Raw genomic sequence first — 26006 nt, 5'->3', positions numbered from 1 at the left:
CCTTATAAGTGAATGCAAACTCGCAAACATTGACAATGCTGTGCACTCTTGCCACTGTTATACAAAGCAATAATTAAGGAGTGTTAATTGTGTCTAATTGGGTTGAAGCGAGTGTTAAAGATATTGTTTGGTGGACTGATACGTTATTTAGTTTAATTGTGAATGCCGATGTGGAGCCGTTTAAAGCAGGGCAGTTTACTAAGCTTTCTATGATGATGGATGAAAAACGTATTGCACGAGCGTATTCTTACGTAAATGCACCAAGCTCTCCCGATTTAGAGTTTTACCTAATTAATGTAGTCGATGGCTTATTATCACAACAATTAGCCAAGCTTAAACCTGGCGATACAGTGATGATTGAAAGCCGCGCCAGTGGATTTTTTACTATTGATGAAATTCCCGCTAGTGAACAGTTGTTTATGCTTAGTACCGGCACCGCAATTGGGCCGTTTTTATCCATTTTAGAGCAGCCTGATGTGTGGCAGCAGTTTAAGCATATTACCTTAGTGCATGGTGTGCGCTTGAATACAGATTTAAGTTATCAAGCAAAAATCGCGCAGTTGCAGCAGCAGTATCCGCAATTGAGTTATCTGCCCGTAGTGAGTCGCGAGCAGGCAATTGTCGGCTTAGATGGGCGCATTACTGATCGAATCGCCGATGGCACTCTATTTAAGCATTGTGACAGTGTAGTTAGCCCGCAAAATAGTCAATTTATGATCTGCGGTAATCCGCAAATGGTTAAAGACACCAGCGCATTATTAACCGCACAAGGCTACACTCGCAATCGTCGTCGGGAGCCTGGGCAAATCACCGTTGAGCAGTATTGGTAAAAAGCTATCGCGATCCGGTAAATTTTGTTATTTTAGAGTTTCTTAAATTACTCAGGAACAGTATGAAACCGTTATTTTTTTTAGTAAGTTTGTTACTTGCGTGGCAATTATTAGCAACTGCAGCTGAAGTAGTTGAACCACCGACTAAAACTGAAACAAAAGCAGCTGAATTACCTGCTGCAGTAAAAACGACTGACACTAGCGCTGGTGAAGAAAAGTCAGTGCAGAGTAAAGCCCCAGCTAAATCAACTGAGGTTGAATTACAAGATAGCCCTGCGGTGATCACTTTAACCCCGCAAAATGAGCAATCAGCTGAACCTGTAAATGTTGAACCAACACAGCCAATTAAAACAGACACCAGCAAACCAAGCGAGCCTGAAGTTGATACCAGTAAGGTACTTGGCACCGAAGCGGCAAAACCTGCTGAGCTTCCTAAAACGCAACAAGAAAAACAGCTTGCAGTCGCACAAGCAGAGCAAGCGGTGATCCAAGCTAAAGAAGCGCTAACACTCAAGCAACAAGTTAAAGCCAAACAGTCACGCGAATCGTTAGCCGTTATCGAGCAATTAATTAAGGCGTACAACGCCAGAAATATCGACGCATTTATTAGTATGTATGATGAAAATGTAGAGTTTTATGCCTTTCCAAATGAGTTACTGTTTAAGGGCAAAGAAAAACTGATTGCCCGTTACGGGATAATGTTTAAAAAATTAAAGTGTATAAAATCATCCCCAATTAAACGCATTGTACACGGTAATATCGTTATCGATCATGAACTGTCAGAAACCTGTTCAACAGATCCAAATGTAGTTGATAAGCGCGGGGAGTTAATCTCTAGCTATCAAGTTGAAAACGGCAAAATAACTAAAGTGCTCTTTTTTAGATAGAGCATTAATAGGCAGATTATATAGGCAAATAAAGGGGCCGCGACGAGTATGGACATTAGTGATGATAAAAAAATTAAGTTACTTTATCGTGTAGAGCCTGGCTGTTTAGGACCAACAGGTGCGCAAACAATTGAACGCTTTTGCGATTATGCTAATCAGCAATTGGTTGCCCCTTATTTTGCTTTGTACCACTTTACCCCGCGGTTTGATAAAACTAAAGCCGAGCGCGAATACAGTATTAATGCTCGGCTGTTATCTGATCAGCATGCGCAGGCATATCTAGCGCACTTTAAAACCAACAAAGATGAGTTTGAGGAGCAACTCGATGAACTACTCACTCAAGCAATAGAAAGCTTCTTAGAACGCTAATCATTGTCGCCAGATACAATCGCATTAAAGCTGCTATTGTCGTGCAAACTGGCAAATGCACTTTCATGCAATAGCTCATTACGTAAGTTTGGTGAATACTCCAACGACATTTTAATATCGGCCAACGCATCAGCGTGTTTATGCGTCAACGCATAGGCACATGCACGTTGCCAATAAGCGTAGCCGTAGTCACTGTCTATATCTAAGGCTTGGTTACACAACTCTATCGCCTGAGCTGTTTCATTAAGCTCTAGTAATGCATCTGCTTTATAAGCGATAGCTTCAACATCTTCGGGTTTACGTTTTAAAATCTCATCAAATATTTCGATCTTATTGGCTATATCGCTTTCTAAATTTGCACGCATCCATAAAGAGTGGACTTCATTGGTAACAGATATTTTTTGTTGGTTACTTAAGATTTCTTCAGAGCGCTCGCGTAGCTTTTCTTCAAATGTATTCAAACGTGCTTCGTATTCATTGGTGATCACGCTGACACGGGTATTTACAATATCTTCTACTTTGTTTTTTACATCACGTAACGAGTTCCAACCAACCAGTACCAAAATAGAGGCTGTGGCAGTGATGATAAAAAATACATTATTAATTGTATCTGTGGTGTAAGTCAGTGCGCGATCAGCGGTATCAAGCTGAGCATGAGTGACTTGTTTGGTAACGTCTTCACGTAGTTTTTGCTGATCTTGGCGTACTGCTTTAAGTTCATCAAGAATATAGCGTTCCATCAAGGGTCTGTACATCGGCTCTTGGAGTTTTTTGAGTGCCTGTTTTTGCTGTTGCAGGTTGGGTACAGCGCGAGACTCTTGTGCCTGTGCCTGTGCCTGAGCTGCCACTAAAGTGGCAAAAAGAAGTAAAATTGATACAAAATAATGACGCATACTACTGCCTAGTCGATAAATTAAAGTGCTAAGTAAATTACTGAAACTGTAACATGACTACCTATTAGTAACTAGGGTGGGTTGATCTTTCGAGGTTGTTTTTACTGCTGTGTGCTTGGTAATCGCTGCATTGCTGTAATGGAAGAAAATGAAGCCATTAAAAACAGGCAAAAAAAACCAGCTCTAAGAAGAGCTGGTAAAACTGCTTAAACAACATAAAGTCGTCAGGGATATCAACAGGAGTGAGTGTTTATAATAACCAAACATATCTGAACAACGTCTTAATATTTAAAGCATTATAATTGTTGAAGTAGGATTTAATTTCATCAACTAAACTAAATTGATGACCATAGTTTGGGGAAGGTGTATTCAATGCGGCAACAGCTTGTGCAATTACTTTATAAAGTGTCTACTTCATCAGCGTTAGATGATGGCTATATAGAGCTTGCAGAACAATTAATTGTAAATGCCATTATTGATGGCTTAAATAATACGCGTGCTAGCATCTGGTTATTTAATAAAGATAATACCGAGTGTCATTGTCAGTTACTGTTTGACCGCGCGAACAACAATGTAAACCAAAGCCTCATATTATCACGTGAGAACTATCCGGCTTATTTTTCTGCGTTAGATACTCAGCGCGTGATCATTGCTAATAATGCGCATACTGATCCCGCTACCTTTGAATTTTCAGAGCATTATTTAACGCCTTTAGGAATAAAATCAATGTTGGATGCACCGATCCGATTCAAAGGAGAAATGATCGGTATTTTTTGTTGTGAACATACTGGCAGTTTTAGGCAATGGGAGGATGATGAATGCACTTTTTTGAGTGGACTTGCTGATCTTTATGGCCGCGCATTGTCGGCGCAAGAAAGTCGTTTAGTTAAGCAACAATTAGAAGTTGCCAATCATCGCCTAGAAGAGCGGGTGATTGAGCGAACGAATACCTTACAAAAAACATTGGAAGAGTTAACCGGTACCCAAGAAAAGCTAATTGAAGCGGAAAAAATGGCCGCATTAGGAAACCTAGTGGCAGGTGTTGCCCATGAAGTAAACACACCAATAGGTATGCCGTTACCGCCAATAGTTCGGCAACAGATAATCTTAAACAACTAACTCAACAGCTAAATGACAACACATTATCGAAAAGCAATTTGCAAAAATTTGTCGCGCATATTAATGAGTGTTTAATCATTGCCAGTAGTAATCTTGATAGAGCCGCAGCATTGATCTGTAATTTTAAACAAACAGCGGTCGATCAATCTTCTCTTGATATTAGCACCGTGAAGTTAAATGACTACTTAGCTAATACAATACATAGTCTCACCCCATTAACCCGCAGCCACAAAGTAACCACCACAATTGAGTGCGACAAAGCATTAACGCTTATCACAGTGTCGGGGGCTTTAAGCCAAATTATTATGAACTTGGTTAGTAACAGCTGTGTGCATGGCTTTAAAGATCGCGAAGATAATCATATCAATATAGCCGTTCGCCTAGATACCCAGCAACACACTTACACATTACGCTATAGCGATAACGGCCACGGTATGAGCAAGGACGTATTACAAAGTGTGTTTGAACCCTTTTTTACCACCACTCGTGGCAATGGCGGCAGCGGTTTAGGTATGGCGATTGTTTATAACCTTGCCACCCAAGCTCTTCAGGGCGATGTAAAAATACATAGTCAGCCAGAGCAAGGTATTACCGTCACTTTTACTTTTCCACTGAGCCTGAGCTAGCTATATTTGATAAAACTCAGAGTTTTAGCATGATACTCAAACAATTTGCTCGTAAAGAATACGGTCATTGTTGAGTAAATATTCTGGTGACAGGGTAACTTAAACCGCTACTGCCTGAGGACCAGCTTAAAGGTGAGTTGTTTACTTAGCTGTAGCTAACAAGCTAGCGCTGACTGGATACCTTAACTCCCTCTGTTTTTACTTAGGGACGAGGTTATCAATCTCGCGCCTAATTAAGTGGCAACCATCACGAGCAGTCTTTTGGTGGTAAAGGGCGAGATAAAACGTAATATGCGCTGCCACCGATAAAAAGCGCGACAACAGTTGCCAGTAATAAAGAAGGTTGCGCGCTTAGGTAAAATAATCCATACCCAACAGCCATACCTAAACTGGCCATTACTTTTGCCGACTTAGAAATAGCGCCATGGGCTTGCCAATTGATTAGTGTTTTACCAAAGCGAGGGTGATTAATTAACCAAGATTCAAAGCGCTTTGATGAACGGCTAAAACAAAAAACAGCACCAATAAGAAATACTGTTGTTGGCATTATCGGCAAAAAAGCACCGACAATCCCCATTACGGTTAACACGAAGCCACTTAATAAATAAGTCACTTGCTTAAATTTACTAATAACTAACATCGAGTTTTTCTTACCTGTACGCTTCATACTTTATCGCTTAATTTTAATGCACTTGCAGCTCACGTTTTACTTAAACAAATACACAATCAACAGCGCTACGAACCAAACTAAAAGCATCGCGAGCGCCATTAATTGCGAGTGTCTGTTGTTCTTTAGTTAATTCAACCGTATTTAAAGCCGTTGTAAAATCTTGCCATGATTGCCCGCGGCCAATTGTTGCTGGTGCTAAATGCGAGGCACCAAATTCTTCTGATAAGCCAATACGTTTTGCTGCTTTTAATAAATACTCAGCGCCTAAATTAGACCCCTCTGATACATAAAGCCAACCCAGTGAGGCTGGGTAGTCAACCGGCACTAAGTTAACGCTGGTTGTTACTTCACTCAGATCGACGTTAATATCGCGTAAGTCTTGTTCAAGATGGCTTAGGCGCTGCCGTGTTGGCAGATCGCTCACTAAGCGGCTTAAATTAGTATCGCTATAAAGAGGGGCAATAGCCAAATGAAATCGATATTGAACTTCTAAAAATAAAGCATAACGGTCTAAACTTGCAAACGGTCGCTTAGTCATAATCGTTTTATCAAGGTTATCGTGAATAGTCGTGGTATTGAGTTTAAATAGTGTTGTTAATGAAGGCGTATTAATCTCATTGTTAACATGTTGGTCTGCAATCATTGTATGTCCTTAGTTTTATATTTCAGTAATTCGTAATAAGCACAGCAAGTAGCTGTTAATGAATAAAAAATGCCACAGGCACGGCCATTTTTATTGGGTTCCCTGTAACTTCTTCTGGAGGGACGGGCAAGGGCTCAGCACGTCTAACTAATTCGATGACCTCATTATCTAATGCAGCTATTCCGCTTGCTTTAAATAATGTGACATCTAAAATATTACCTGCTCTGTCCATGGTAAAACTCACCCAAGGAACACCTTGTTGGCGCCTTAACTTTGCCATTCGTGGATAGCGCTTCTTTCGTTCTAGGTGGATCTGAATAGCACTTTGCCATAGTTGTTTAGCTGTACTTTGCTGTTCACTTAAAGCACCTTTTACCGGACCAGATGCGACTGTTGACTTTTTCACTGGAATAGCCAAAGGAGCACTACTTTGCTCTACCAAGTGTTCACTGGCTCCTGTTATGCTGGTGTTATCAGGCAGCGGAGTCGGTTGTGGATCTTGCTCTTGTTGTTGATTAGATTTCTCTACTGGTTTACTTGGTGCTGGCTCAGGTTGTTTATCGCTAATGGTAAAGTCAGATTTGCTTTCGAGTAATGGCTTTACCAAGGGTTTATCTATTGTTGTTGTCGGCTTGCTTACCTGCCGCTTTACTGGTGCTGACTCTTGTTGCGCAGGTCCGACAGGAAGTGCCGATGGCTCCGCTTTGGGGGCTGCCACAATATTGACTTCAAACACCTGCGGTGAAGCTTGCATGGGTACGATATTGTTATGCTCTGTCGGCATTAAAAAATAACCCGCAATGGCGGCATGAAGCATCGCGGCGATAAAAAAAGCGCCTACAACATGCCAACGCACCAAGTGAGAAGCGCTGGTATCGTTTCCTGCGAATAAACTCACTGGGCAACATCCGTTTCATGTTCAAGACCGACTAAAGCAACTTGTGAGTAGCCGGCTTTAGTTAATTGATTCATTAATGCCATGAACTGACCATATTCAACTTTGCTATCTGCACGAATCAAAATTTGCTGCTGTGTTTCAATACCATGTTGTTTTAGTGCTTGCGCCAAATTTTGTTGGTTTATTTTATCTCCCTCGCCAAGTATTAAAGTAAGGTCTTGTTGTAGAGTAAGGTAAGTTGGATCATCACTTTTCGGTTGGGTTGGTGCCGCAACAGCAGGCAACTTAACTGGCACACTGACAGTGGCTAATGGGGCCGCCACCATAAAAATTATTAGCAACACCAGCATCACATCAATAAACGGAGTGACGTTAATCTCATGCTGCTCTTGTAATTCATCGCTATCGGTACGGTTACTACTAAATGCCATTTTAAAGCTCTTTAGATACTGCATCTGCAGCGTCTTCATCGTTAAGTAGGTAGGCTATGTGTTTTGCATCAGGGTGCTTTCGGTCAAGATCTCGGCTCACGAGTATCATGATCGCTGTCAGAATATCGGCTAACTGTGCTTTGTAACTGCCAATTACACGAGAAAAATGGTTGTACATAATAACGGCTGGGATTGCTGCAACTAACCCCAGAGCCGTTGCTAATAAAGCTTCTGCAATACCAGGGGCGACTACGGCTAAATTAGTTGTTTGTGTTTTAGCAATACCAATAAAGCTATTCATAATGCCCCAAACCGTACCAAACAAACCGACAAACGGTGCAACAGAGCCTATTGTTGCCAATATGCCTGTACCCTGATTCATATTTGCGCTTAGCGCTGCTTGTACACGCTCTAAACGCGCGACTAATCGCTCCTTTAAGCCTTCGTCAGTAGTAAGTCCTTCGCCAGTTAGTTGTAACTCATGTTGGGTTGCTTTTAGGAGTGTTAAGGCATCACTTTGTTGTAGTAATAAAGTGTGGTTGGCCTTTGCAAAACTTTCACTTTGAATTAAATGTTTAAGCAATTTTTTGGCATTTCGCTTAGCAATATTTAACTGTACAGATTTGAATATGCAGATAGCCCATGAGACTAACGATGCTAAAAGTAACCCGATAATTACGCTCTTCACAACCACATCAGCGCCCTTGTACATGCCGATTGGCGATAAGTCATGTTGATCAAAAGCCGCCTCGTCAACACTAACCGTGGTATTGGTGTCTGTATCAAGGTCAGATCCTACGGTTAAAGATTTAGCTGATAGCGTATTTGTATTCACCTCTGGTGTAACAGCATTACCTGTAACTTCTACTTTGGAGGCTGTTGACGGCGCCGCTTGTTGTGCGTGAACCGCAGACGTTCCACCACCCATTAAACACACAAATAACATAGTTCTTATAAACATTTTGCTCCCTAATTTTTACGTAATTTGTAAATGTGGCGATGTAACACCAACATACTAGATCAATATGCCGCATCGTTTTGATGGACAAATTATTGGCTATATAACTAATGCCGAACGAGATCCGATTTTCATCAAAAGAATAATAAATTTTTTATTAATAATGTTTTCAGAATACCCAAATTAACTTGAATGGGAATGAAAATCATTTATACTTGCGGTAAATATGCTACAGGAATAGTTAAATTTTGACTAGCACTACCGCTAACTCAGTAGGGTTTAATGCGCTCTACCAGGAACACCATGAGTGGCTTGTTCGCTGGATCGCTCGACGTACCTACAACAAAGATAATGCACAAGATCTTGCTCAAGATACATTTATGCGTTTACTTAATAAGCCCTCTTTGTATAACGAAATACAAAGCCCGCGAGCATGGCTTACAAAAGTTGCCGGAAACTTAGTAACCGATAACATTCGTCGCAAAGTTCTAGAAGAAAACTATTTATTATTTTTAGGAAGCATGCCAGAAGCAGCCTATTTTTCGCCTGAAGAGCAACTACAGCTGCTTAGTTTACTAGAGCAAATAGATAAATTATTGAGTGGTTTGAGAGCAATCGAAAAAACAGCATTTTTAATGGTTAGACTCGACGGGCTCAGTTATAAAGAAGTCGCAAAGCAACTCAAGGTGAGCCTATCATCTATTGAAAAATACATGGCGAAAGCGATGTTAGAGTGCTACACCCTTACATACTGTGATATAGAGTAAGCGATTGTGAATAATACGTGTGCACAAAAAACACCTTTACCAGAACAAGTCGTACAGCAAGCGATTGCGTGGCGTATTTGTTTAGAGTCGGGCAACGCACAGTCTGCAGATATGGCTGAATATAGGCGATGGCGGCTTGCCGATCCGATGCATGAATTAGCCTGGCAACGGATAGAAAACATGGAGGCTGCATTTGCCGGGGTGAGTAAAAAAAATGGTCGTATTGCTCACATGACCTTAAAAAAAACCGATCATGATATACAAAGCATGAGTCGTCGCCAGGCGCTAAAAAGGATCGCTGGAACCACACTAGGGCTTGCCAGTGTAAGCTGGTTGGCAGACAAACAGGGGGCATGGCAATACCTTAACGCAGATCACGCAACTACCAATCAACGGCAATTATTTACGCTCGCCGATAATAGCCAGCTTTGGTTAAATCATAACAGCACTGTTGAACTGAATTTTAATGCTCACAATAGATACATTCATTTAACCCGAGGAGAAATGCAATTTATAGCTTCAGCTAATACGCAGCCTGTGCAGGTGGCGTTACAGCACGGAACTTTACTTTGTGACAGCAAACAATTTTTTGTGCGTAATGAAGCCGATCATGCTTTAGTTCAAGTTATGCAAGGCAGTGTTAAGCTCGCGCAAGCAAACGGCTTATTTACCAATCAGGCGATCAAGGCTGGCGAGCTATATAAAATTACCGTAAATTCAATGCAACAGTTAGACAATCATATATTTGACTACAGTAGTTGGACAGCAGGGCTGTTGTCAGTGCGAAATATGTCAATCAATTCTTTTTTAGCTGAACTATCTCGTTATCACCGTGGTTTTGTAAAAATTGCCCCCAGTTTAAATGACTACCTTGTCTCCGGCGTTTTTCAGTTAAATGACACTCACCTGATCCTTAAAACAGTCGCTCGTAGCGCTCGGGCAAGTGTGCATTACAGAACCCGTTGGTGGGCCGAAATTCGCTCATAACTATGTTTATTTAGTTCATCAGGAAAAAATATAAAATAATTATCATTTAGAGTTACGGGATTACTATTTTCATGCGTCATATAAGTATGCATTAAAGAAATAGGAAACCATTTATGCCCCGCGCAGCGTTAAATTTACTCATCGTAGTCACAGGTTTGTTGGTGATTACCCCTTCAGCAAGTTTAGCTGAACAAGTATCTGCAACATCACAATTAAAAATGATCAAATTTGATCTTCCCGCAGGCCAGCTTGGTGATGTACTGACTTTATTTTCACGCCAAGCGGGTGTGACTTTATCATTTGAAGAGCGTGTTGTCGGTGGTTTTTCAGTCTCTGCAATAACCGATGAAATGACCATAGAGGCAGCCTTACAAAGGCTGTTAAGCAATACCAATCTACAAGCTTTACCTGTTAGTAATAGCGCATGGCTAGTGCAACAAAAAACCACCCAAGATTTGATCACGCTAAATACCATTAATGTGCAAAGTCGCAATAGGGATCTAAAAGATCAAACCTATACCGAAGCCGCATCAGTAAACCTAATTACCCAGCAAGATATTGAACGCTTTAGAGGAACCAGTGTTGGCGATATATTTCAAGGTACACCCGGTGTTTTGATCAGCGAAAACCGTAACTCAGGCGGGCTTGATGTTAATATTCGTGGCATGCAAGGCCAAGGACGAGTACCTGTAGTGATAGATGGTAGTCGTCAAGAAACCACCGTGTATCGCGGCTATTCTGGTGTATCGAGCCGCAGTTACATTGATCCCGATTTGATTGGCTCACTTAAAATCAGTAAAGGCCCTATCATGAGTGCTGATGGCACTGGGGCGACAGGTGGCTTGGTGAGCGTTAGTACATTGTCGGCTGATGATATTGTTAAAGAGGGTGAGCTCAGCGGGTTTAGATTACGTGTTAGCGCCATAGGTAATAGCGCTAATACGCCAGAGCCAGGTACATACGCAGGGTATTATTTACCACGCAATGCCTATCGTTCACAGTGTCGCTTTTCGAGTTATTGTACTGAGCAGTACATAATGCCAGAGAGCTTTGCTCCTGAGGAGGGTATGGATAGGCCCAGCTTATTTGAGTTTGCTAGTTATGCTGGCAGCTTTGCTGCTGCTAAGCATTTTCAGTGGGGCGATCTAATTGCTGCTTATGCTAAGCGCGAGCAAGGTAATTACTATGCCGGTAGTAACGGCCCGGCACCTGAAATAACTTATTCAGCGCCCGACAAACTTGCTTGGTACACCGAAACGGCGGTGTCAATGCAAGGGGCATCACGGTTTCGTGCCAATGAACGCATCCCCAATACCAATTTTTCTAGTGAATCTTGGCTGTTAAAAAGCAATGTGTTGCTGCCCAACGATCAAAGCCTCGAAATGAGTTATATACGCTATAACAGCAGCTACGGCGAAATGATGCCATCGCAAATACGCTCTTTTGGTCAAGCAAGGCAATGGCTCGATAGCGAAGTCACTAATCAAACTTACACAGTGCGATATCGCTGGCAGCCAATCAAATATGATTGGGCTGATTTTAAAGCCAACTTTTGGCATACCGATGCACTTACCCATTTAAATACCCCTGGTGTCGGCTCAGTAGATATAGTCGATAATGTTGCTCGCAGCGATGATTATCAGCGCTTTGGAACTGATGTGAGTAATACCATGATGTTTTATTCAGCGGGCGAACTAGCGCTGAGCTATGGTGTTGCCGCACAGTATGAAGACATGGATACCGACACCCCTGAAACCGAAGGGTTCTATGCAGGGTCGCGCAGTGGTTGGCGCAAAGAGTTTAGTGCTTTTACAGCCATTGATTGGCAGTTTTTAACAGCATGGACACTCGAAGCGGGACTGCGTTTTACGCACTTTTCATCGAAAGATAATAACCCAGTAACCATTACTAACAACGATCCTGCTTGTGTGTCTGACGGAGCCGGTGGTTGCTTAGAAGTACAATATGAAAATAGCCACTCAGGCACAGCACCATTGGTTGCTTTAAAGTGGCAGGCATATAAAGGACTGCAGTTTTATATTCGCCACAGTGAAGCTTTGCGTATGCCAAGCCTATTCGAAAGTACCTCAGGTTGGTCTGTCAGCCCCGTTTTAGATATCCCTTTAGAGCCAGAGCATGCTAAAAACCAAGAAATTGGCCTTAATTATTTAACCGACTCATTACTAACAGATAACTATAAAGTGGGCTTTAAGCTCGCCTATTTCAAAAATCATGTTGATGATTATTTAACCCGTACGCAACCCAATGCGTGGGAGCAAAAACAAGGCGGCTTCAATGATTTTTTTCGAATGCGAAATATTGACAGCCTAGATTTAAATGGATGGGAGCTTAATTTTAGCTACGACACAAAATACTGGGTTGCTGAGATTAGCGGCACGCATTATACCCAGATTGAAGTATGTAATGTAGGCAGTTATGTGCGCTACTACTGTAATGATTGGGGCCTTCCTGAAAGCTATATCAATAACATGATCCCGCCAAATTGGCACGCCAGTGCTCACCTTGGCTTACGTTTATTTGAGCAGCAATTAGAAGCTGGGCTGCGTGGCACATTTATGGGAGAGCGCAACTCAATTCCTCGCTATAACGCACCTACAGGGTTTAATGAACCGGTACTTTGGCACAGTTATAACCTTTTAGACATCTACGCTAGTTATAAATTTAACGACGACACAACACTCGATTTTACCATCGATAATGTTACAGATCGTTATTACCTCGACGCTTTAAGTTTAGGTTTAGTACCTGCACCAGGAAGAACTGCACGGCTGAGCCTAACTTATAATTTTTAACTGATAACACCTATCAGCAAGGAGTACAAAAGAATGAAAAAACTATTTGGCGCAATAGCCATAGTCGGGCTTTCGCTTACTATGGTAGCCTGTGGTAGCGGTAGTGATAACAAAGACAGTACACAAACAACAGAGCAAAAACCAACAGCGGTTGTTGAGCTGCAATCGCCAGTAGAATCAGCATTCTCACTAAAGGATGGCGCGGTAAAAGTCACGCTGAATGCTGAGGCGAGTACAAGTGCAGAGGGAACAGATTTAATTTATCAATGGCAGCTCATTGAACGACCAGCAACAAGTACTGCTAATATCACCAACACCAATACCATAACAACAGACTTTACTGCAGATTTACCAGGCAATTATGTTGTGAGTTTAATTGTTAATGACGGGGCAAATAATAGCGAAGCCGCGCGTATCACGCTAAGCGCAACCAGCCCGTATCCAGTCGCAATTACTGACTCAGTCCATAGTGTTAATTTAGGCACTAATAGCGTAGGTTTAGATGGTAGCCAAAGTGTAAACCCAGCAGGTGGCACCGATTCATTACTATACCAATGGACGCTTATGGAAAAGCCCACCGACAGTGCGGGTTATTTAAATAACGCAGAGCAAAGCCAAAGTACACTGTTTGTTGATTTAGCAGGTGATTACACATTGCAGTTAGTGGTGACTCATAACGACGTAGCAAGTGAACCAAAACAAGTTGTGGTAAGCGTTTCAGAAGGTAATGCGCCACCAGTGGCTAAAGCCGACGACATAACTATTATCCTAGGCGAAGAAGCTATCTTAGATGCATCAGCCAGCATTGACCCTGAAGGGGAGCCACTACAATATCGCTGGCAATGGCCGTCACGCTCAGCAACGGATCCTGAAGATGTACCACTACCAGAGCTTACAGGTACAAAAACGGCTGTAGTGCGTTTTACCCCACAAGCTGTGGCAAGTTATAAATTAATACTATTTGTATTTGATGGCACCCGAAAAAGTGAAGAAAAAGAAGTTACAGTTACCGTCAAAAAAGATCCTAACGCGACTAGCAATGCCCCACCGATCGGTAAATTATTAGCAACCGGCTATTACCCATCTAATAGTATTGGTGAACAAGAAGTAGGCTTAAGAGCTGAATTTAATTTTACCGGCTATGATCCAGAAGGCGAGCCGTTACAAATTATTGCAGCTACGCTTATTGAAAAACCGCAAGGAAGTATTGCAGAGCTAGTGGATATTGGTTCTTGGAAACCTATGGGTAAAAAGATTCAAAAGCTTGATATAACCGGCAGTTATTTAGTACGTATGGTTGTCTCTGACGGCGAAAACCAAATTTCAGTTGATGCCAGCATGCAAGCTAAAATAGGTAACGTTAACGGTCAACCTGCAACTGGCGGCGTTGATGCACAATCAAAGTCAGTGCTGGTGGGTGATGCATTAGTGTTTGATGCATCAAGTAGCGACCCTAATGATGATCCACTGACCTTTCATTGGCAGTTAACAGATAAGCCTGATGGCAGTAATGCGACTATCGAACCGGTAATTGAACCACAAAGCCAAGAATACCGTCGTGCAAAAGTGCTCACCGATGTGCCGGGATCTTATACCGCGCAGTTAATTGTAGAAGATGACCGTGGCTTATTTGCTAAGGCGTATGCACAAGACAGTGGTTTAGCTAAATTTACCAATACCGCTCCAGAGATCCGTTCCGTTGTATGGGCGCGTAGCTGGGGACGCTTAAATCCTGGCCAAGACTACTATCAAATTTTACCGTGCATGTCGTTATTACATCGGCCAGTAACCGTTGATGCCGATGGCGATGAAGTATTCACTCATGAAGAGCTTGTCAGTACACCAGCAGGCGGTGAGTTTACTAGCAACCCAAGTGAAGCAGATTGCCCAAATACCCGTGGGCAAGTATTTACAAAGCCAGGTAAATATACATTCCGTTATTCTGCAACAGACCTAATTGATGATGCGCCGCAGTATGACTTTGTCGTTGACGTTGACCCACTCACAGAGGCTACAGGTGTACGTTTACGTAGCATCAACGAAGATAATGAAAGCCTATGGTATCCATTACCGTATGAGAATATTCCACCCTTTGCGAATGACTTTAGTGCCAGCTCTAAACCTTATCTTGAAGAGGGTTATATTAGCTGGTCATTAACCGCCACTGATGCAGATTACACCATTGAAAATTTACAGGTGCGCCATATTAATGGTGGGTTAGCAAGCTTAACACCGCGTTTCGAAAATCTAAAAAATGAGCAAGTAATAGCAAAGGGCAAATCAGTTGCATTTAAAACTATATTGCCAGTGGTTGCGTGTATTCGTAACGAAGAAGTATCTGAAGGTTTTCATTTTTCTTTTAACATTAAAGAAATTCCTGAAATCACCTTCGTATATGAAACATGGCGCACAGCCAACAAATCAAGCTTATTCTATGATTGGCCTGAATGTGTTGCTGAATAACTAAATACTTGGTAGTTCAACGAATAACAAAAAACCCAGCGTACCGCTCTGGGTTTTTTGTTATTAACTTAATCAACTTCCTATCGTTGTTTTTATCGAAAATTTCGCGCCATAATCTTGTAACCCATAAATCAATTGGTACACTAGAGCCAACTTATAAAGAGCAGGACAAGCTATGTCGCCCGCCAAAATACGCAGTGATGTCATTAAATTAACTGTATTAAGCGATAAAAAACCAGATTACTATTTTATCCAAGGTTATTTTTTAGGGTTAGGCTTACTGCCCGACATAATAATGCCCAGCCAATGGCAGTCAGACCTATTAGGTGACATTAATTTTACAACAGACACTGAGTTAAAGTACCTCGAAAGCCTGATGGAAAATTACAATAACAGCATGCATAAAGTGATGACCGAAGACCTTAAAATGCCCACTAAATGCAGCTTATCGAAAACCGACTACCGCGATTCACTCAAAGCTAATATGCCACTGCCTAATTACTGTAAAGGGGCATTACAAGCACTTAAATTTATCGACAAACGCAGCCTAAACAAACACCAAAAAGACCTGCTAACGAGTTTAAATGAAGTACTGAGTGCATTTAGCTCTGAACAAGCTGCTGTTAAAAAATTTGCTGACAACCAAGGCCTAGCGCAAGCCTATAAAAAGAACTACAGCTATTTTGTAGCCGATGTGCTTTATAGCGTTCGTTTTATTGAAGACCCCAGCTGGACAGATGAAGACGAAGCCGCGTTTAACGAACAATTTGCGGAAGAGTTTGCAGGTGAACACCACAACGATGACTTTGCTGGTAAAGTGCTCGACGACGAAGTGATTGATCAATTAATGGAAGCAATCCTTAGTGATTTTACTCCAAGCGCATTTGAACCTATAGCAGCGTTACTGGAACTGTTTGAAGGTGTTATTACAGAGCAATACATAGCACAGAACCAAGGCCACTTTTGGCTGATCCACGAAACACGCCCTTATATGATGTTACGAGCGCATCGTGCACAAATCAACGCATTACAAGGTAACATACAATACGCTATTGACGAATTTGAAGCGCTTTGGCAACTAAACCCCATGGATAATCAAGCTAATCGCCATTGGCTAATGAACTGCTATGTAATTAAAGGACAGTGGCAAAAACTGGATGCGTTTTTAGCCGACTTCGACAGCGAAGAACTTCATGCCACAGCAAGCCGCGCCTTGAGTGAGTTTCATAAACATGGTGACTCTAGCAAAGCCAAGCAATACAAAAAGCAACTTAAACAGCTTAATAAACATTTTATAAAAATACTCACCGGGCAAGAAAAACTAAAATCTGAGGAGTTTCATTTTTACAGCCCAGGCAGTAAAGAAGAAGTGGGTATATACCTAAATTCACTTGGCAAACAAGCTTGGATAGCCACCGAAGGCAGCTTGTTTTGGCTAAGAAAAAAGTAAATAGGTAGGTGAAAGGTTAAAGGCTAAAGGTGAAGGGTTAAAAACCCAGTACGCTGGTTAGGAATGCACATTAAATCGCCTAGCAGCGGGTTCACCCCGCGATCTATAAACCGGCTTCGGATTTCGTGCTACGGAATACACCCTAGCACCTAGTCACTTCCCTAAACCTAGCGCCTTTATTTTGTAGGAACGAGCTTTAGCTGTGATTATTTAAAAACCAATTTTACCACCGAGCTCACCGAGGCGCTTCGCTACACAGAGAAGATATAAAACCACGAGCTTCGGGACCTAGTCACTTCCCTAAATCAAAAGTCTTTTCGTCATTTTCTCTTCAGCGCAGCGCCTCTGTAATGGTCTAATGAAACTGGACAGGTTTATAGCGTAAAATGAGCTAAACCCAAAAGGTATCACTATGACCAGAAAATCAAAAGTAACACTCAGTGCACAACAAAAACTTGAATATGCCAAATTAATGGTAGAAGAAGGTTATACCAATAAGCAAATTGAAGAGATGTCTGGCGCAGGAAAGTCAGCAGTATCACGTTGGAAGCAACAATATCTATCTGAGCTAGATGGTAAGAGCCCGGGAAATGTACAAGCACTCACACCAGAACAGCAACGTATTCAATTGCTAGAGAAGCAGCTACAGCGCGCTTTAAGGGATAATGATATATTAAAAAAAGCCACCGCTTTCTTCATTCGCGACAATCAAAATTTAAAGTAATTAAAGCATTGAAGAAAGCGACCCCAAGCTATACGGTATCTGAGTTGTGTCGTGCTTTAGAAGTCAGTACAAGTAGTTATTACTATGCGCCCGTCGCGCCAAATAAGTCAGAGCAGGCACTGCTGGCGTTAATTAAATCTATCGCTGACGATTCTGGTTATACGTATGGTAGACGCAGAGTGAACGTTGAACTGAATGCGTTAAATCATACGATTGGAATATATAAAACAGCGGCACTGATGAAAAAGTTGAATATAAAAGCCATCAGGCCGAAGAAAAAACATTACTACCCTAACTCAGGTGATGAACATAAGTACGCACAGAACCTCTTAAAACGAGAGTTTAACCCTGATTCACATAACACGCATTGGGTCGGTGATATTACCTATATCAGGAACCGTCAAGGGTGGAGCTACTTGGCCTGTGTGTTAGACTTATCAACGAGGGAAGTTGTAGGGTATGCCTTATCAACAAGCCCAAATGCTGAATTGGCTATAGCAGCATTGAATAATGCTATTAAGCGTCAACAGCCGGTTCTTAATCAACTGATGTTTCATTCCGATCAGGGGTGTCAGTATTCTGCGGCCTCGTTTAGAGCTCGGTTATCACAACTAACTATAACGCAAAGTATGAGTCGTCGAGGTAATTGTTGGGATAATGCAGTAATGGAGCGATTTTTTAGAAGTTTAAAAACAGAGCGACTGAATCGCCTGTCATTTATAAATCATCATTCAGTTATAAGTGAGGTGGACAATTATATTCAGTTTTACAATTACAAACGTAGGCATTCTACGCTTAATTATATGACGCCACATCAGAAATATAATGAATTAAAAAATGCCGCTTAGAATCTCTACAGAATTTGTTGACCATTACACTCTTAACCTCTGTGGTGAATAAATCATTTAAAATCAATTTTACCACCGAGAGCACCGAGGCGCTTCGCTGCACAGAGAAGACAAAGCAGCGGTCTAAGGTAATCATCCTAGCACCTAGTAACTTTCCTAGAACCTAGCTCCTTACAGTCTACAAAATATTACCTTTAAGGTGCTTTTTTGTAGGCCTTAAAATTAGCTCCCCATATCAAACTTATTATTTTTAATACCATTATTAAGGATTGAGAGTGACATAGTACTAATTTCTGATTGTACATATGGCCAATAATCAGGGTTATCGATTGTTCTTTCTTTGATTTGATTTGGAATGAAACGGCTCATTTCAATATTGAAGTCTTTACGAACTTCATCGTCATGCTGTAGCTTGTCTAATTGAATAGTCAGTGCCTCAATAAAGTCTTCGTTGGTTTTACCCCTGGCCGCAAGCTTTTTATTGATCAGTTGCTTAGATACTGCAACACCTCTTTGTTTTATCCATACTATATCCCATACATCGCGCGGTTTAATGCGCCTAGCACGGTAGGCTAATGCAATAAACTTGTCTGCAAGCGTTTCCGTTAATGATTGTACAGGGATCAGCAAACCTTCTGTTGGCGCGACAATATTATAGTGATTTATTAATGGCCTTTTTTCGATATCAAATGACGGGATAGCGCAAATATCTATATGCATTTTTTGGCGGGGAAGATCAGGACGATTACTTTCTTTTTCGATACTTATTTTCCAAGATGAAGTATTAGCTTGATTATCTTCAGCTGGTTTATTTACCCATACCTGCACCTCATATTTATTTTGTATGTATTTTTGGATTTCAACTTCTAAGCCACTGAAACTACTTGGCTTGAAGTCATGCCCACCATTAAAATCTAAATCCTCAGATAATCTAGAACTGTTATGGCACAAACGAAGTGAGGTGCCACCAATAAAAGTAAGCGAAGGCATAACACCTTGTTTTACCATTGCAGCCATAATGTCGTGATGAAGAATTTCTTTTTCAATCATAGGCGTGACGCCAGCGTACTCTGGATTTGCAGCTATAATTTGGCGTATATATTCTGTTAACATTTAGTTCTCCAGCATGTGTACGTTGCGATTGCAGGCTTTTAGATCCGCAATCGCTTGCAGCGTATTTGCTCGGTACATCTTGATGCTTTTATCGAAATATAGGTTTTTCGCAAATTTATCAATTGGTTTTTTTGTATGGGTCAGCTCAATAACCCCATACGGAGTTGAAAATGTGCCACTACGACCTTTCGTTATTACCGTTAACCTATCCATTAATATTTGCGAAATATCGCCAGTGTAACTGAGCTGGCTTTCTAGGCTAATGTAATTTAAAACGTCGCCACGTAGTTTTTTAACTATTTTATAAATAGCGGTGGTGGGGTCAGGTGGCGTGAGCGTGCTTTCAAAAATACCATTGCAGACTCTTCTTAATAGCCCTTTATTAACATTGTCAGTCAGAAACTTAGTGAATGCAGGAGTGGGTTTTTCAGCCATCATAAAAGCCAATTCTGCACTGGTATGAATACCGCCACCTGCTTTAACAGAGCTAGCTAGTATTGCTAATAATCTTTCTGCTTTATTCATTTAGTCTACAATTACATACTTATAATGTTATTAATTGTAGACCTTAAGCTTAATTGAAGCAAACTAGAGTTTAGATTAACTCTAGTTTGACTTGTATTGTCATCTAGCCCTCGTACTTATATCACCCTATAAACCGACTTCGGGCAATGAGCGGCGGGCTAATCCTAGCGCTTCCTTGTAGGTCGTCATTTATGGCGACAATGTCTAATGTTGAAAATTGACGCGCTAAAGCACGACCTACATTAGACTCTTTATGTTTTTCTCTAAAGCGCAGGCCTCTTAATCTCTGTGGTGAATAAATCACTTAAAATTAATTTTACCACCGAGGGCACCGAGACGCTGCGCTACACAGAGAAGGTAACGAGTTGCGAGCAACGAGCTGCGCGCATACCTAGCTCCTAGTTAGTTTGCTAGAACCTAGCCATTTTTTTGCACAAAGAGAAGTGAATGAGAGTAAATGAGCAGACAAAAGACCGAGGGCAACGAGCTGCGAATATCGGGCTTCGAGCGACGAGTAACGAATACAGCCTAGAGTCTAGTCACTTTCCTAGAACCTAGTGCCTGTTACTCCCTAAAGCCTCGCAGCTTTTTCGATCTGTGATTGTTTTAAAAGCTATTTTACCACCGAGAACACCGAGGCGCTGCGCTACACAGAGAAGATAACGGGCGGCGGGTTAATCCTAGCACCTAGTCATTTCCTTAAAACCTAGCACCTTCGCTCAATAAATATGACCAAGACTAAATTCTTAATTTTTGCTAATTAGCAGCTATCTACTTGGTACTCATCGGAAAACTCTATGTTTTTAATACATTTTCATGTTAGGTTAGGATTAAACTTAATCAAAACTTAACGTTCTAGTAGTTAAGTATTATTAATTAGCCACGGAGCGGTATATCAAGTGACCACTAAAACACTCAGTTACTACAATCAAAACGCACAAAGCTTTAGCGACTCAACGCTTAATGTTGATATGTCGGCGCTTTACGCTGAGTTTTTACCGCTTATTCCTAACCACGGTCATATTTTAGATGCTGGCTGCGGCAGCGCCCGCGATGCCATGTATTTTAAACAGCAAGATTTTACTGTTAGCGCGTTTGATGCAAGCGAAAAAATTGCAAAGTTAGCCAGTAATTACTTACAACAAGCCGTAGAGGTTAAAACCTTTCAGCAGCTTAACTGTACAAATATGTACGACGGCATTTGGTGTTGCGCGAGTTTATTGCACGTACCAAAAGTAGAGTTACCACAGGTGTTTTTAAAACTGCAAAATGCCCTAAAACCAAACGGTATTTTGTATGTGTCGTTTAAATACGGCACGCAAGAACGCGTGCATAATGGCCGTGAATTTACCGATTTAAATGAAGATGGCCTAACCGCGCTAATTACCCATCACACCGAGCTGAAAATACTAAAACAATGGCAAACGGTCGACCAACGACCAGAGCGCGAAAGCGAAGTGTGGCTCAACGCATTATTAACGCGCAGCGAATTAATAAATGAATAGCTTTAACGAACAGCACCAATTGCAAAGTAATAAGCAGCAGCTTATTACGGGTGCCGATGACCCGCTATTACCTAATCTTGTACATGCAATAAATAATGCCACAGAGATTGAAATCACAGTGTCATTTATCCAACCCAGTGGCTTGGCTTTGTTATTTGACCCACTCAATGAAGCTTTACAAAGTGGCGCAACACTAAAGCTGTTAACCTCCGATTACCTTGATATTACTCATCCTAATGCGCTCAGAGAGCTAATGGTATTAGTGGATCGTGGTGCCGATGTGCGTATTTACCAAACACAGAGCAACCAAAGCTTTCACATGAAGTCGTATATTTTTGTCAAAACAAACGACACCAGCGAAATTACGTCTGGTTGTGCCTTTATCGGCTCAAGTAACATTAGCGCCAGCGCACTTACTAAAGGTCATGAGTGGAATTTTAGACACGATTATATGCAGCCAAAAACAAGCCAAGCAGCGCAGCAATTTTTAAGTATTCGTAATGCTTTTTACGCTATTTTCAACCACGAGCTTGTTACACATTTAAGCCATGAATGGATTGCTAACTACATTGCTAGGCGTAAAGTACAGCAGTTTGTAGCAGTAAACGATGCCGATACAGCGGAACAAATTATTGAACAAAGCGAAGCTAAAACACCAAGGCAAGCTCAAATTGAAGCGCTCAATGCTTTAGCGCAAACTCGCGTTGAGGGCTTTAAACGTGGCTTAGTAGTACTTGCAACAGGCATGGGTAAAACATGGTTAAGCGCGTTTGATGTTAAACAATTCAAAGCTAAACGGGTATTATTCGTCGCACATCGTGAAGAAATACTTTTACAGGCACAGCGTACATTTTCTGAACTACTGACGCTTTCAACGGGATTCTATAACGGTAAACAGCGAGACAAAAACGCCGACTGTTTATTTGCCTCTATTCAAACCATTGGCCGAAGTAATCATTTAAAGCAATTTGCACCAACGGCGTTCGACTACATCATTGTTGATGAGTTTCATCATGCCAGCGCACGTGTTTATCGTCAGCTATTAAACTATTTTGAGCCATCGTTTTTACTCGGTTTAACCGCTACGCCAGAGCGTACCGATCAAGCCGATATTTTAGGATTATGCGACAACAATTTAGTGTTTGAGCGAAACTTAACGCAAGGGATAGATCAAAAAACGTTAGTGCCGTTTCATTACTATGGTATTTGGGACGAAAACGTAAACTACCAAGCCATTCCATGGCGTAATGGTCGATTTGATCCAGCAGCACTAGAAAACAAATTTGCGACACAAAAACGTGCCGATCATGCGCTTGCACAGTGGCAGCAATACAAACAACAGCTTACGCTAGGCTTTTGTATTTCCACCAAACATGCCGATTACATGGCTGATGCGTTTAATAAAGCGGGTGTAAAAGCACTATCAGTACATAGCCAATCAAAAGTACGCAGAAATGAGGCACTTAAACAATTAGAACAACGCCAAGTTGAAGTGCTATTTACCGTTGATCTGTTTAATGAAGGCACTGACTTACCCAGCATTGATACTATTTTAATGCTGCGCCCAAGTGATTCTAAAATCCTGTTTTTACAGCAATTAGGGCGTGGTTTGCGTACGCTAGAAGGTAAAACGCATCTAGTGGTGCTCGACTTTATTGGTAACCACCATAGCTTTTTAAATAAGCCTTATGCGTTACTCCATGAAACTACGCCAAGTGGTGTAGTGAAAAAGCTTAAAAAGCCAAATCTAGCTGATGGCTGTTTTATAAATATTGATTTAAAAGTCACCGACTTCTGGCAACAGCTAGCTAAGGCGCAGCGCACCAACGCGCTTGAAGATATAACACAACTTGCTGAGCAACTTGGGCATTTACCCACCTTAAGTGAGTTTTACTACCACTATGGGGATATAAAAAAGGTAAACAGCAATTACACTAGTTGGTTTGAGCTAATTGCTAAAACACAAAACATTGATGATGAGGCACAACAAGGTGCTGAGCAACTAGCGCCGTTCTATGACTTTTTACATAAGGGCATACAAACAACCAGTATGACCAAATGCTTTAAAGCTATTTTGCTTGAAGCTTATGTGGCATTAAATGGTTTTACCATTCCCCCAACAGTTGCAGAGCTTGCAGCCATGAGTGCTAAAGTATTAGCTCGCCATCCAAATTTAAAACAACACGATTTATCAGCCAAAGAGCAGCAAGCTGCCGCTGATTCACAAACATGGCAAAGCTACTGGCGTAAAAACCCAATCAAAGCTTACACCAATAAAAATAAAGATGGCACGCAGTGGTTTACGCTAGAAAACGACACAGTAAAAGCCACGTTTGACGTACCCGCAGATAAACTCGAATTATTAAACAACGCCGTGTTAGAGCTGGTTGAATACAGCTTAGCTAAATACAGCCAACGGCTAAAAGTAAACGTAGCAACAACTGAACAAAATACCGAGCAACAAGCTGATAATGTGACTCAGCTAGCGTTTAAAGATCGTACCGATACAACAAAAAAACAAGATAACACATTAAAGCTGCCGTACTTCCCCAATATAAAAATTGCCTGTGGGCATTTTAAAACAGGGGATGAAAGCGACATGGAATTGATGGACGCACCATTTGGCGCCGGCAAACTCGACCCTCAAGTGCATTTTTTAGCACACGCATCAGGTAACTCAATGAATGGCGGTAAACACCCAATACTTGATGGTGATTTACTGCTACTTGAGCTTATAACACCCGATAAAGCGGGATCGCTACGTGGTCAAATAGTCGCTATAGAGCGAGATGATATAGGCGGGGAAGGGCAGTATTTACTGCGCAAAGTTAATAAATTACCTAATGGGCAATATGAGCTAATTGCTCAAAACCCAGATTACGAGGTAATGATTGCAGATGAAAGCATGCGAACGTTCGCACGGTTTAAACAAGTGGTTGCAGAGTAGTTACGCTTTAACTTGTAGGCGCATAGCTTGCTAGCGCGAAAAGCGCAGCTTTTAAATTTGTAGGTCGTGCCGTAGGCTCGATTTTATATCGCGCTTTGTTTTTGTAGGAACTGGCTTTAGCCGTGATTTTATATGGTTTTGGGGAAAGGGATTTAAAACCTCTATTCGAGGTTTTTGCCAGATTGCTGGCGGCAACCAAGGGGCGGCTGCCGCCGACCGCCCCTTGGAACCCCACGGCGCCCCGAGGATCACACTGTGTCCTCAAGTTAAAAATTGATGTGAACGTAAGCGCCGTGTATTCGCCATCCATGGCGAAGTCACGGCTTAACTTGCATCCATGCAAGTGATTACTCATCAATTTATAACTTTCGGGTGTGATCACGGGGAGTTGGAGTGTGTTGGTAGATTGGTGTTTAAATAACGGTAAACATTTTGTCAGTTCAGATTTAAGCAAAGCAAATTATTGAAGGAAATAACATGGAAAATTTAGTTGTACAAAAGTTTTTAGATATAAATATTAATGACCCTTTTTTTGATAGCTTAAAAGCTGATTATTCAGAGTTCACTGCTTGGTTTGAAAAAAAAGCTGATAATAATGCTCTTGTTCTTTATAGTGAAGAAGGCCTGATAGAAGGTTTTTTATATTGTAAGTTTGAGTCTGGCCCTGGAAGTGATACTACACCGTTATTACCAAATACTAATCACATGAAAGTTGGTACTTTTAAATTCAACCCTAAAAAGACAAGGCGGGGTGATCGATATTTAAAGAAAATATTTGATTATGCATTAGCAACTAAACCACTAGTTGATGATATTTATGTAACTGTTTTTTCTGAAAAGCATAGCTACCTCGCGGAGTTATTTCAAAGATATGGCTTTGAGTATTATGGAAATAAAATTACGAGTAACGGTACAGAGAGTGTACTTTTACGCAAGCTAAATAAATTTCATGATAACGTTGATAAAGACTATCCATTTATAAATACCCAAGGAAATCGTAAACACTTACTAAGTATTTATCCTGATTTCCATAGTAAGCTATTCCCTGATTCAATTTTGCACAACGAGTCTCCAAATATTGTTAAGGATATATCGCACTCAAATAGTATTCATAAAATATATATCTGTAAAATGGTAGATGTTATGAATTTCCAACGAGGTGATTTGATCGTCATCTACAGGACTAATGATTACAAAGGGCCTGCAGAATACCGTGGGGTCGCAACATCTATTTGTGTAGTTGAAAGCGTCAAAAATATTGAAGAATTTAGAACAGAAAAAGAGTTTTTAAGCTATTGCCTAAAGTTTAGTATTTTTACAGAGAAAGAGTTAATCGTTATTTATAGAGAGAAAAAATACCCATATATAATTAATTTTACTTATAATGCAGCTCTGCCAAAAAGGCCTATTAGAAAGCAGTTAGCTGATGATGCTGGTATCTCAAGGGATCAGTATTGGGGAGTTCTTGAGCTAACGGACGAACAATTTGACCGTGTAATAACTTTAGGTGATTTAGATAGAAAGATAGTCATGTAACATG

The 26006-nt window shown here is 41.2% G+C and carries 22 protein-coding genes; 14 read left to right on the top strand and 8 right to left on the bottom strand.

Annotated features, from left to right (window positions below; genetic code table 11):
• Window positions 1–89: 89 nt before the first annotated feature.
• The 3 genes from FW757_RS21925 (at window position 90) to FW757_RS21915 (ending at window position 2086) form a co-directional block, all read left to right on the top strand.
• Complete coding sequence (locus FW757_RS21925) at window positions 90–830, top strand: ferredoxin--NADP reductase (protein WP_182740589.1); 741 nt, start codon at window positions 90–92, stop codon at window positions 828–830.
• Window positions 831–892: 62 nt separating this feature from the next.
• Entirely contained in the window at window positions 893–1717 is an 825-nt protein-coding gene (locus FW757_RS21920; protein ID WP_149982002.1) for a nuclear transport factor 2 family protein, read from the top strand.
• A gap of 48 nt (window positions 1718–1765) precedes the next feature.
• Complete coding sequence (locus FW757_RS21915; protein ID WP_182719357.1) at window positions 1766–2086, top strand: hypothetical protein; 321 nt, start codon at window positions 1766–1768, stop codon at window positions 2084–2086.
• Here FW757_RS21915 and FW757_RS21910 read toward each other — a convergent pair.
• A complete protein-coding gene (locus FW757_RS21910; protein WP_446441711.1) occupies window positions 2083–2979 on the bottom strand; it encodes a tetratricopeptide repeat protein in 897 nt (298 codons plus the stop codon). The genes FW757_RS21915 and FW757_RS21910 overlap by 4 nt on opposite strands.
• A 372-nt stretch (window positions 2980–3351) precedes the next feature.
• Here FW757_RS21910 and FW757_RS21905 point away from each other — a divergent pair, with 372 nt between their 5' ends.
• Window positions 3352–4098 (top strand): GAF domain-containing protein, encoded by a 747-nt coding sequence (locus tag FW757_RS21905; protein ID WP_182719359.1) that lies wholly within the window; start codon window positions 3352–3354, stop codon window positions 4096–4098.
• Between the two features lie 38 nt (window positions 4099–4136).
• Window positions 4137–4724, top strand: a complete 588-nt coding sequence (locus FW757_RS21900; RefSeq protein ID WP_446441710.1) for a sensor histidine kinase — start codon at window positions 4137–4139, stop codon at window positions 4722–4724.
• 247 nt (window positions 4725–4971) lie between these two features.
• On the opposite strand, the gene FW757_RS21895 is transcribed toward FW757_RS21900, so the two are convergent.
• Genes FW757_RS21895 through exbB form a run of 5 tightly spaced genes read right to left on the bottom strand, consistent with a single transcriptional unit; the run spans window position 4972 to window position 8327 of the window.
• Entirely contained in the window at window positions 4972–5391 is a 420-nt protein-coding gene (locus tag FW757_RS21895) for a YbaN family protein (protein ID WP_149981998.1), read from the bottom strand.
• A 43-nt stretch (window positions 5392–5434) separates the two neighbouring features.
• Window positions 5435–6037, bottom strand: a complete 603-nt coding sequence (locus FW757_RS21890) for a biliverdin-producing heme oxygenase (protein WP_182719361.1) — start codon at window positions 6035–6037, stop codon at window positions 5435–5437.
• Between the two features lie 55 nt (window positions 6038–6092).
• Window positions 6093–6935: an energy transducer TonB gene (locus tag FW757_RS21885; RefSeq protein WP_182762130.1), complete on the bottom strand. Its 843-nt coding sequence runs from the start codon at window positions 6933–6935 to the stop codon at window positions 6093–6095.
• Window positions 6932–7366 (bottom strand): biopolymer transporter ExbD, encoded by a 435-nt coding sequence (locus FW757_RS21880; protein WP_182719363.1) that lies wholly within the window; start codon window positions 7364–7366, stop codon window positions 6932–6934. Before FW757_RS21880 ends, FW757_RS21885 begins: the two co-directional genes overlap by 4 nt.
• 1 nt (window position 7367) lies before the next feature.
• Window positions 7368–8327, bottom strand: a complete 960-nt coding sequence (exbB, locus tag FW757_RS21875) for a tonB-system energizer ExbB (protein WP_182719364.1) — start codon at window positions 8325–8327, stop codon at window positions 7368–7370.
• Between the two features lie 245 nt (window positions 8328–8572).
• Here exbB and FW757_RS21870 point away from each other — a divergent pair, with 245 nt between their 5' ends.
• The 6 genes from FW757_RS21870 (at window position 8573) to FW757_RS21845 (ending at window position 18376) form a co-directional block, all read left to right on the top strand.
• Complete coding sequence (locus tag FW757_RS21870) at window positions 8573–9091, top strand: sigma-70 family RNA polymerase sigma factor (protein WP_149981994.1); 519 nt, start codon at window positions 8573–8575, stop codon at window positions 9089–9091.
• A gap of 6 nt (window positions 9092–9097) precedes the next feature.
• Window positions 9098–10078 (top strand): FecR domain-containing protein, encoded by a 981-nt coding sequence (locus FW757_RS21865; RefSeq protein WP_149981993.1) that lies wholly within the window; start codon window positions 9098–9100, stop codon window positions 10076–10078.
• Between the two features lie 113 nt (window positions 10079–10191).
• Complete coding sequence (locus FW757_RS21860) at window positions 10192–12891, top strand: TonB-dependent receptor domain-containing protein (RefSeq protein ID WP_446441709.1); 2700 nt, start codon at window positions 10192–10194, stop codon at window positions 12889–12891.
• A 33-nt stretch (window positions 12892–12924) separates the two neighbouring features.
• Window positions 12925–15354, top strand: coding sequence for a PKD domain-containing protein (locus tag FW757_RS21855; RefSeq protein ID WP_446441708.1), 2430 nt, complete (start codon window positions 12925–12927; stop codon window positions 15352–15354).
• Between the two features lie 175 nt (window positions 15355–15529).
• A complete protein-coding gene (locus FW757_RS21850) occupies window positions 15530–16804 on the top strand; it encodes a tetratricopeptide repeat protein (protein ID WP_446441707.1) in 1275 nt (424 codons plus the stop codon).
• A gap of 412 nt (window positions 16805–17216) precedes the next feature.
• Window positions 17217–18376 (top strand): IS3 family transposase gene (locus tag FW757_RS21845; RefSeq protein ID WP_182719725.1). Its coding sequence is split into 2 segments (ribosomal slippage): window positions 17217–17490 and window positions 17490–18376, totalling 1161 coding nucleotides; the frame shifts between segments, so codons are not numbered across the junction.
• 222 nt (window positions 18377–18598) lie between these two features.
• Here FW757_RS21845 and FW757_RS21840 read toward each other — a convergent pair.
• Together FW757_RS21840 and abiEi are read right to left on the bottom strand one after the other, a co-directional pair.
• The gene (locus FW757_RS21840; protein ID WP_446441706.1) at window positions 18599–19489 is read right to left on the bottom strand and encodes a nucleotidyl transferase AbiEii/AbiGii toxin family protein; all 891 of its coding nucleotides are present in this window, start codon (window positions 19487–19489) and stop codon (window positions 18599–18601) included.
• Entirely contained in the window at window positions 19490–20014 is a 525-nt protein-coding gene (gene abiEi, locus FW757_RS21835) for a type IV toxin-antitoxin system AbiEi family antitoxin (protein ID WP_145238776.1), read from the bottom strand. It lies immediately after the preceding gene.
• Window positions 20015–20913: 899 nt separating this feature from the next.
• Here abiEi and FW757_RS21830 point away from each other — a divergent pair.
• From FW757_RS21830 to FW757_RS21820, 3 genes are all read left to right on the top strand, one after another.
• Window positions 20914–21519 (top strand): class I SAM-dependent methyltransferase, encoded by a 606-nt coding sequence (locus tag FW757_RS21830; RefSeq protein WP_404698758.1) that lies wholly within the window; start codon window positions 20914–20916, stop codon window positions 21517–21519.
• A complete protein-coding gene (locus tag FW757_RS21825; protein ID WP_446441705.1) occupies window positions 21512–24466 on the top strand; it encodes a DEAD/DEAH box helicase family protein in 2955 nt (984 codons plus the stop codon). The genes FW757_RS21830 and FW757_RS21825 overlap by 8 nt, the downstream gene beginning before the upstream one ends.
• A gap of 477 nt (window positions 24467–24943) precedes the next feature.
• Window positions 24944–26002: a hypothetical protein gene (locus FW757_RS21820; RefSeq protein WP_446441704.1), complete on the top strand. Its 1059-nt coding sequence runs from the start codon at window positions 24944–24946 to the stop codon at window positions 26000–26002.
• The last annotated feature ends 4 nt before the right edge of the window (window positions 26003–26006 follow it).

This window comes from Pseudoalteromonas sp. 1181_04, from assembly GCF_052850545.1.
This window is presented reverse-complemented; position numbering and strand designations above follow the sequence as displayed.

Coding starts and splice junctions, on each gene's coding strand:
- FW757_RS21920 (WP_149982002.1), top strand. CDS start 893: ATGAAACCGTTATTTTTTTTAGTAAGTTTGTTACTTGCGTGGCAATTA.
- FW757_RS21915 (WP_182719357.1), top strand. CDS start 1,766: ATGGACATTAGTGATGATAAAAAAATTAAGTTACTTTATCGTGTAGAG.
- FW757_RS21910 (WP_446441711.1), bottom strand. CDS start 2,979: ATGCGTCATTATTTTGTATCAATTTTACTTCTTTTTGCCACTTTAGTG.
- FW757_RS21905 (WP_182719359.1), top strand. CDS start 3,352: ATGCGGCAACAGCTTGTGCAATTACTTTATAAAGTGTCTACTTCATCA.
- FW757_RS21895 (WP_149981998.1), bottom strand. CDS start 5,391: ATGAAGCGTACAGGTAAGAAAAACTCGATGTTAGTTATTAGTAAATTT.
- FW757_RS21890 (WP_182719361.1), bottom strand. CDS start 6,037: ATGATTGCAGACCAACATGTTAACAATGAGATTAATACGCCTTCATTA.
- FW757_RS21880 (WP_182719363.1), bottom strand. CDS start 7,366: ATGGCATTTAGTAGTAACCGTACCGATAGCGATGAATTACAAGAGCAG.
- exbB (WP_182719364.1), bottom strand. CDS start 8,327: ATGTTTATAAGAACTATGTTATTTGTGTGTTTAATGGGTGGTGGAACG.
- FW757_RS21860 (WP_446441709.1), top strand. CDS start 10,192: ATGCCCCGCGCAGCGTTAAATTTACTCATCGTAGTCACAGGTTTGTTG.
- FW757_RS21855 (WP_446441708.1), top strand. CDS start 12,925: ATGAAAAAACTATTTGGCGCAATAGCCATAGTCGGGCTTTCGCTTACT.
- FW757_RS21850 (WP_446441707.1), top strand. CDS start 15,530: ATGTCGCCCGCCAAAATACGCAGTGATGTCATTAAATTAACTGTATTA.
- FW757_RS21840 (WP_446441706.1), bottom strand. CDS start 19,489: ATGTTAACAGAATATATACGCCAAATTATAGCTGCAAATCCAGAGTAC.
- abiEi (WP_145238776.1), bottom strand. CDS start 20,014: ATGAATAAAGCAGAAAGATTATTAGCAATACTAGCTAGCTCTGTTAAA.
- FW757_RS21825 (WP_446441705.1), top strand. CDS start 21,512: ATGAATAGCTTTAACGAACAGCACCAATTGCAAAGTAATAAGCAGCAG.
- FW757_RS21820 (WP_446441704.1), top strand. CDS start 24,944: ATGGAAAATTTAGTTGTACAAAAGTTTTTAGATATAAATATTAATGAC.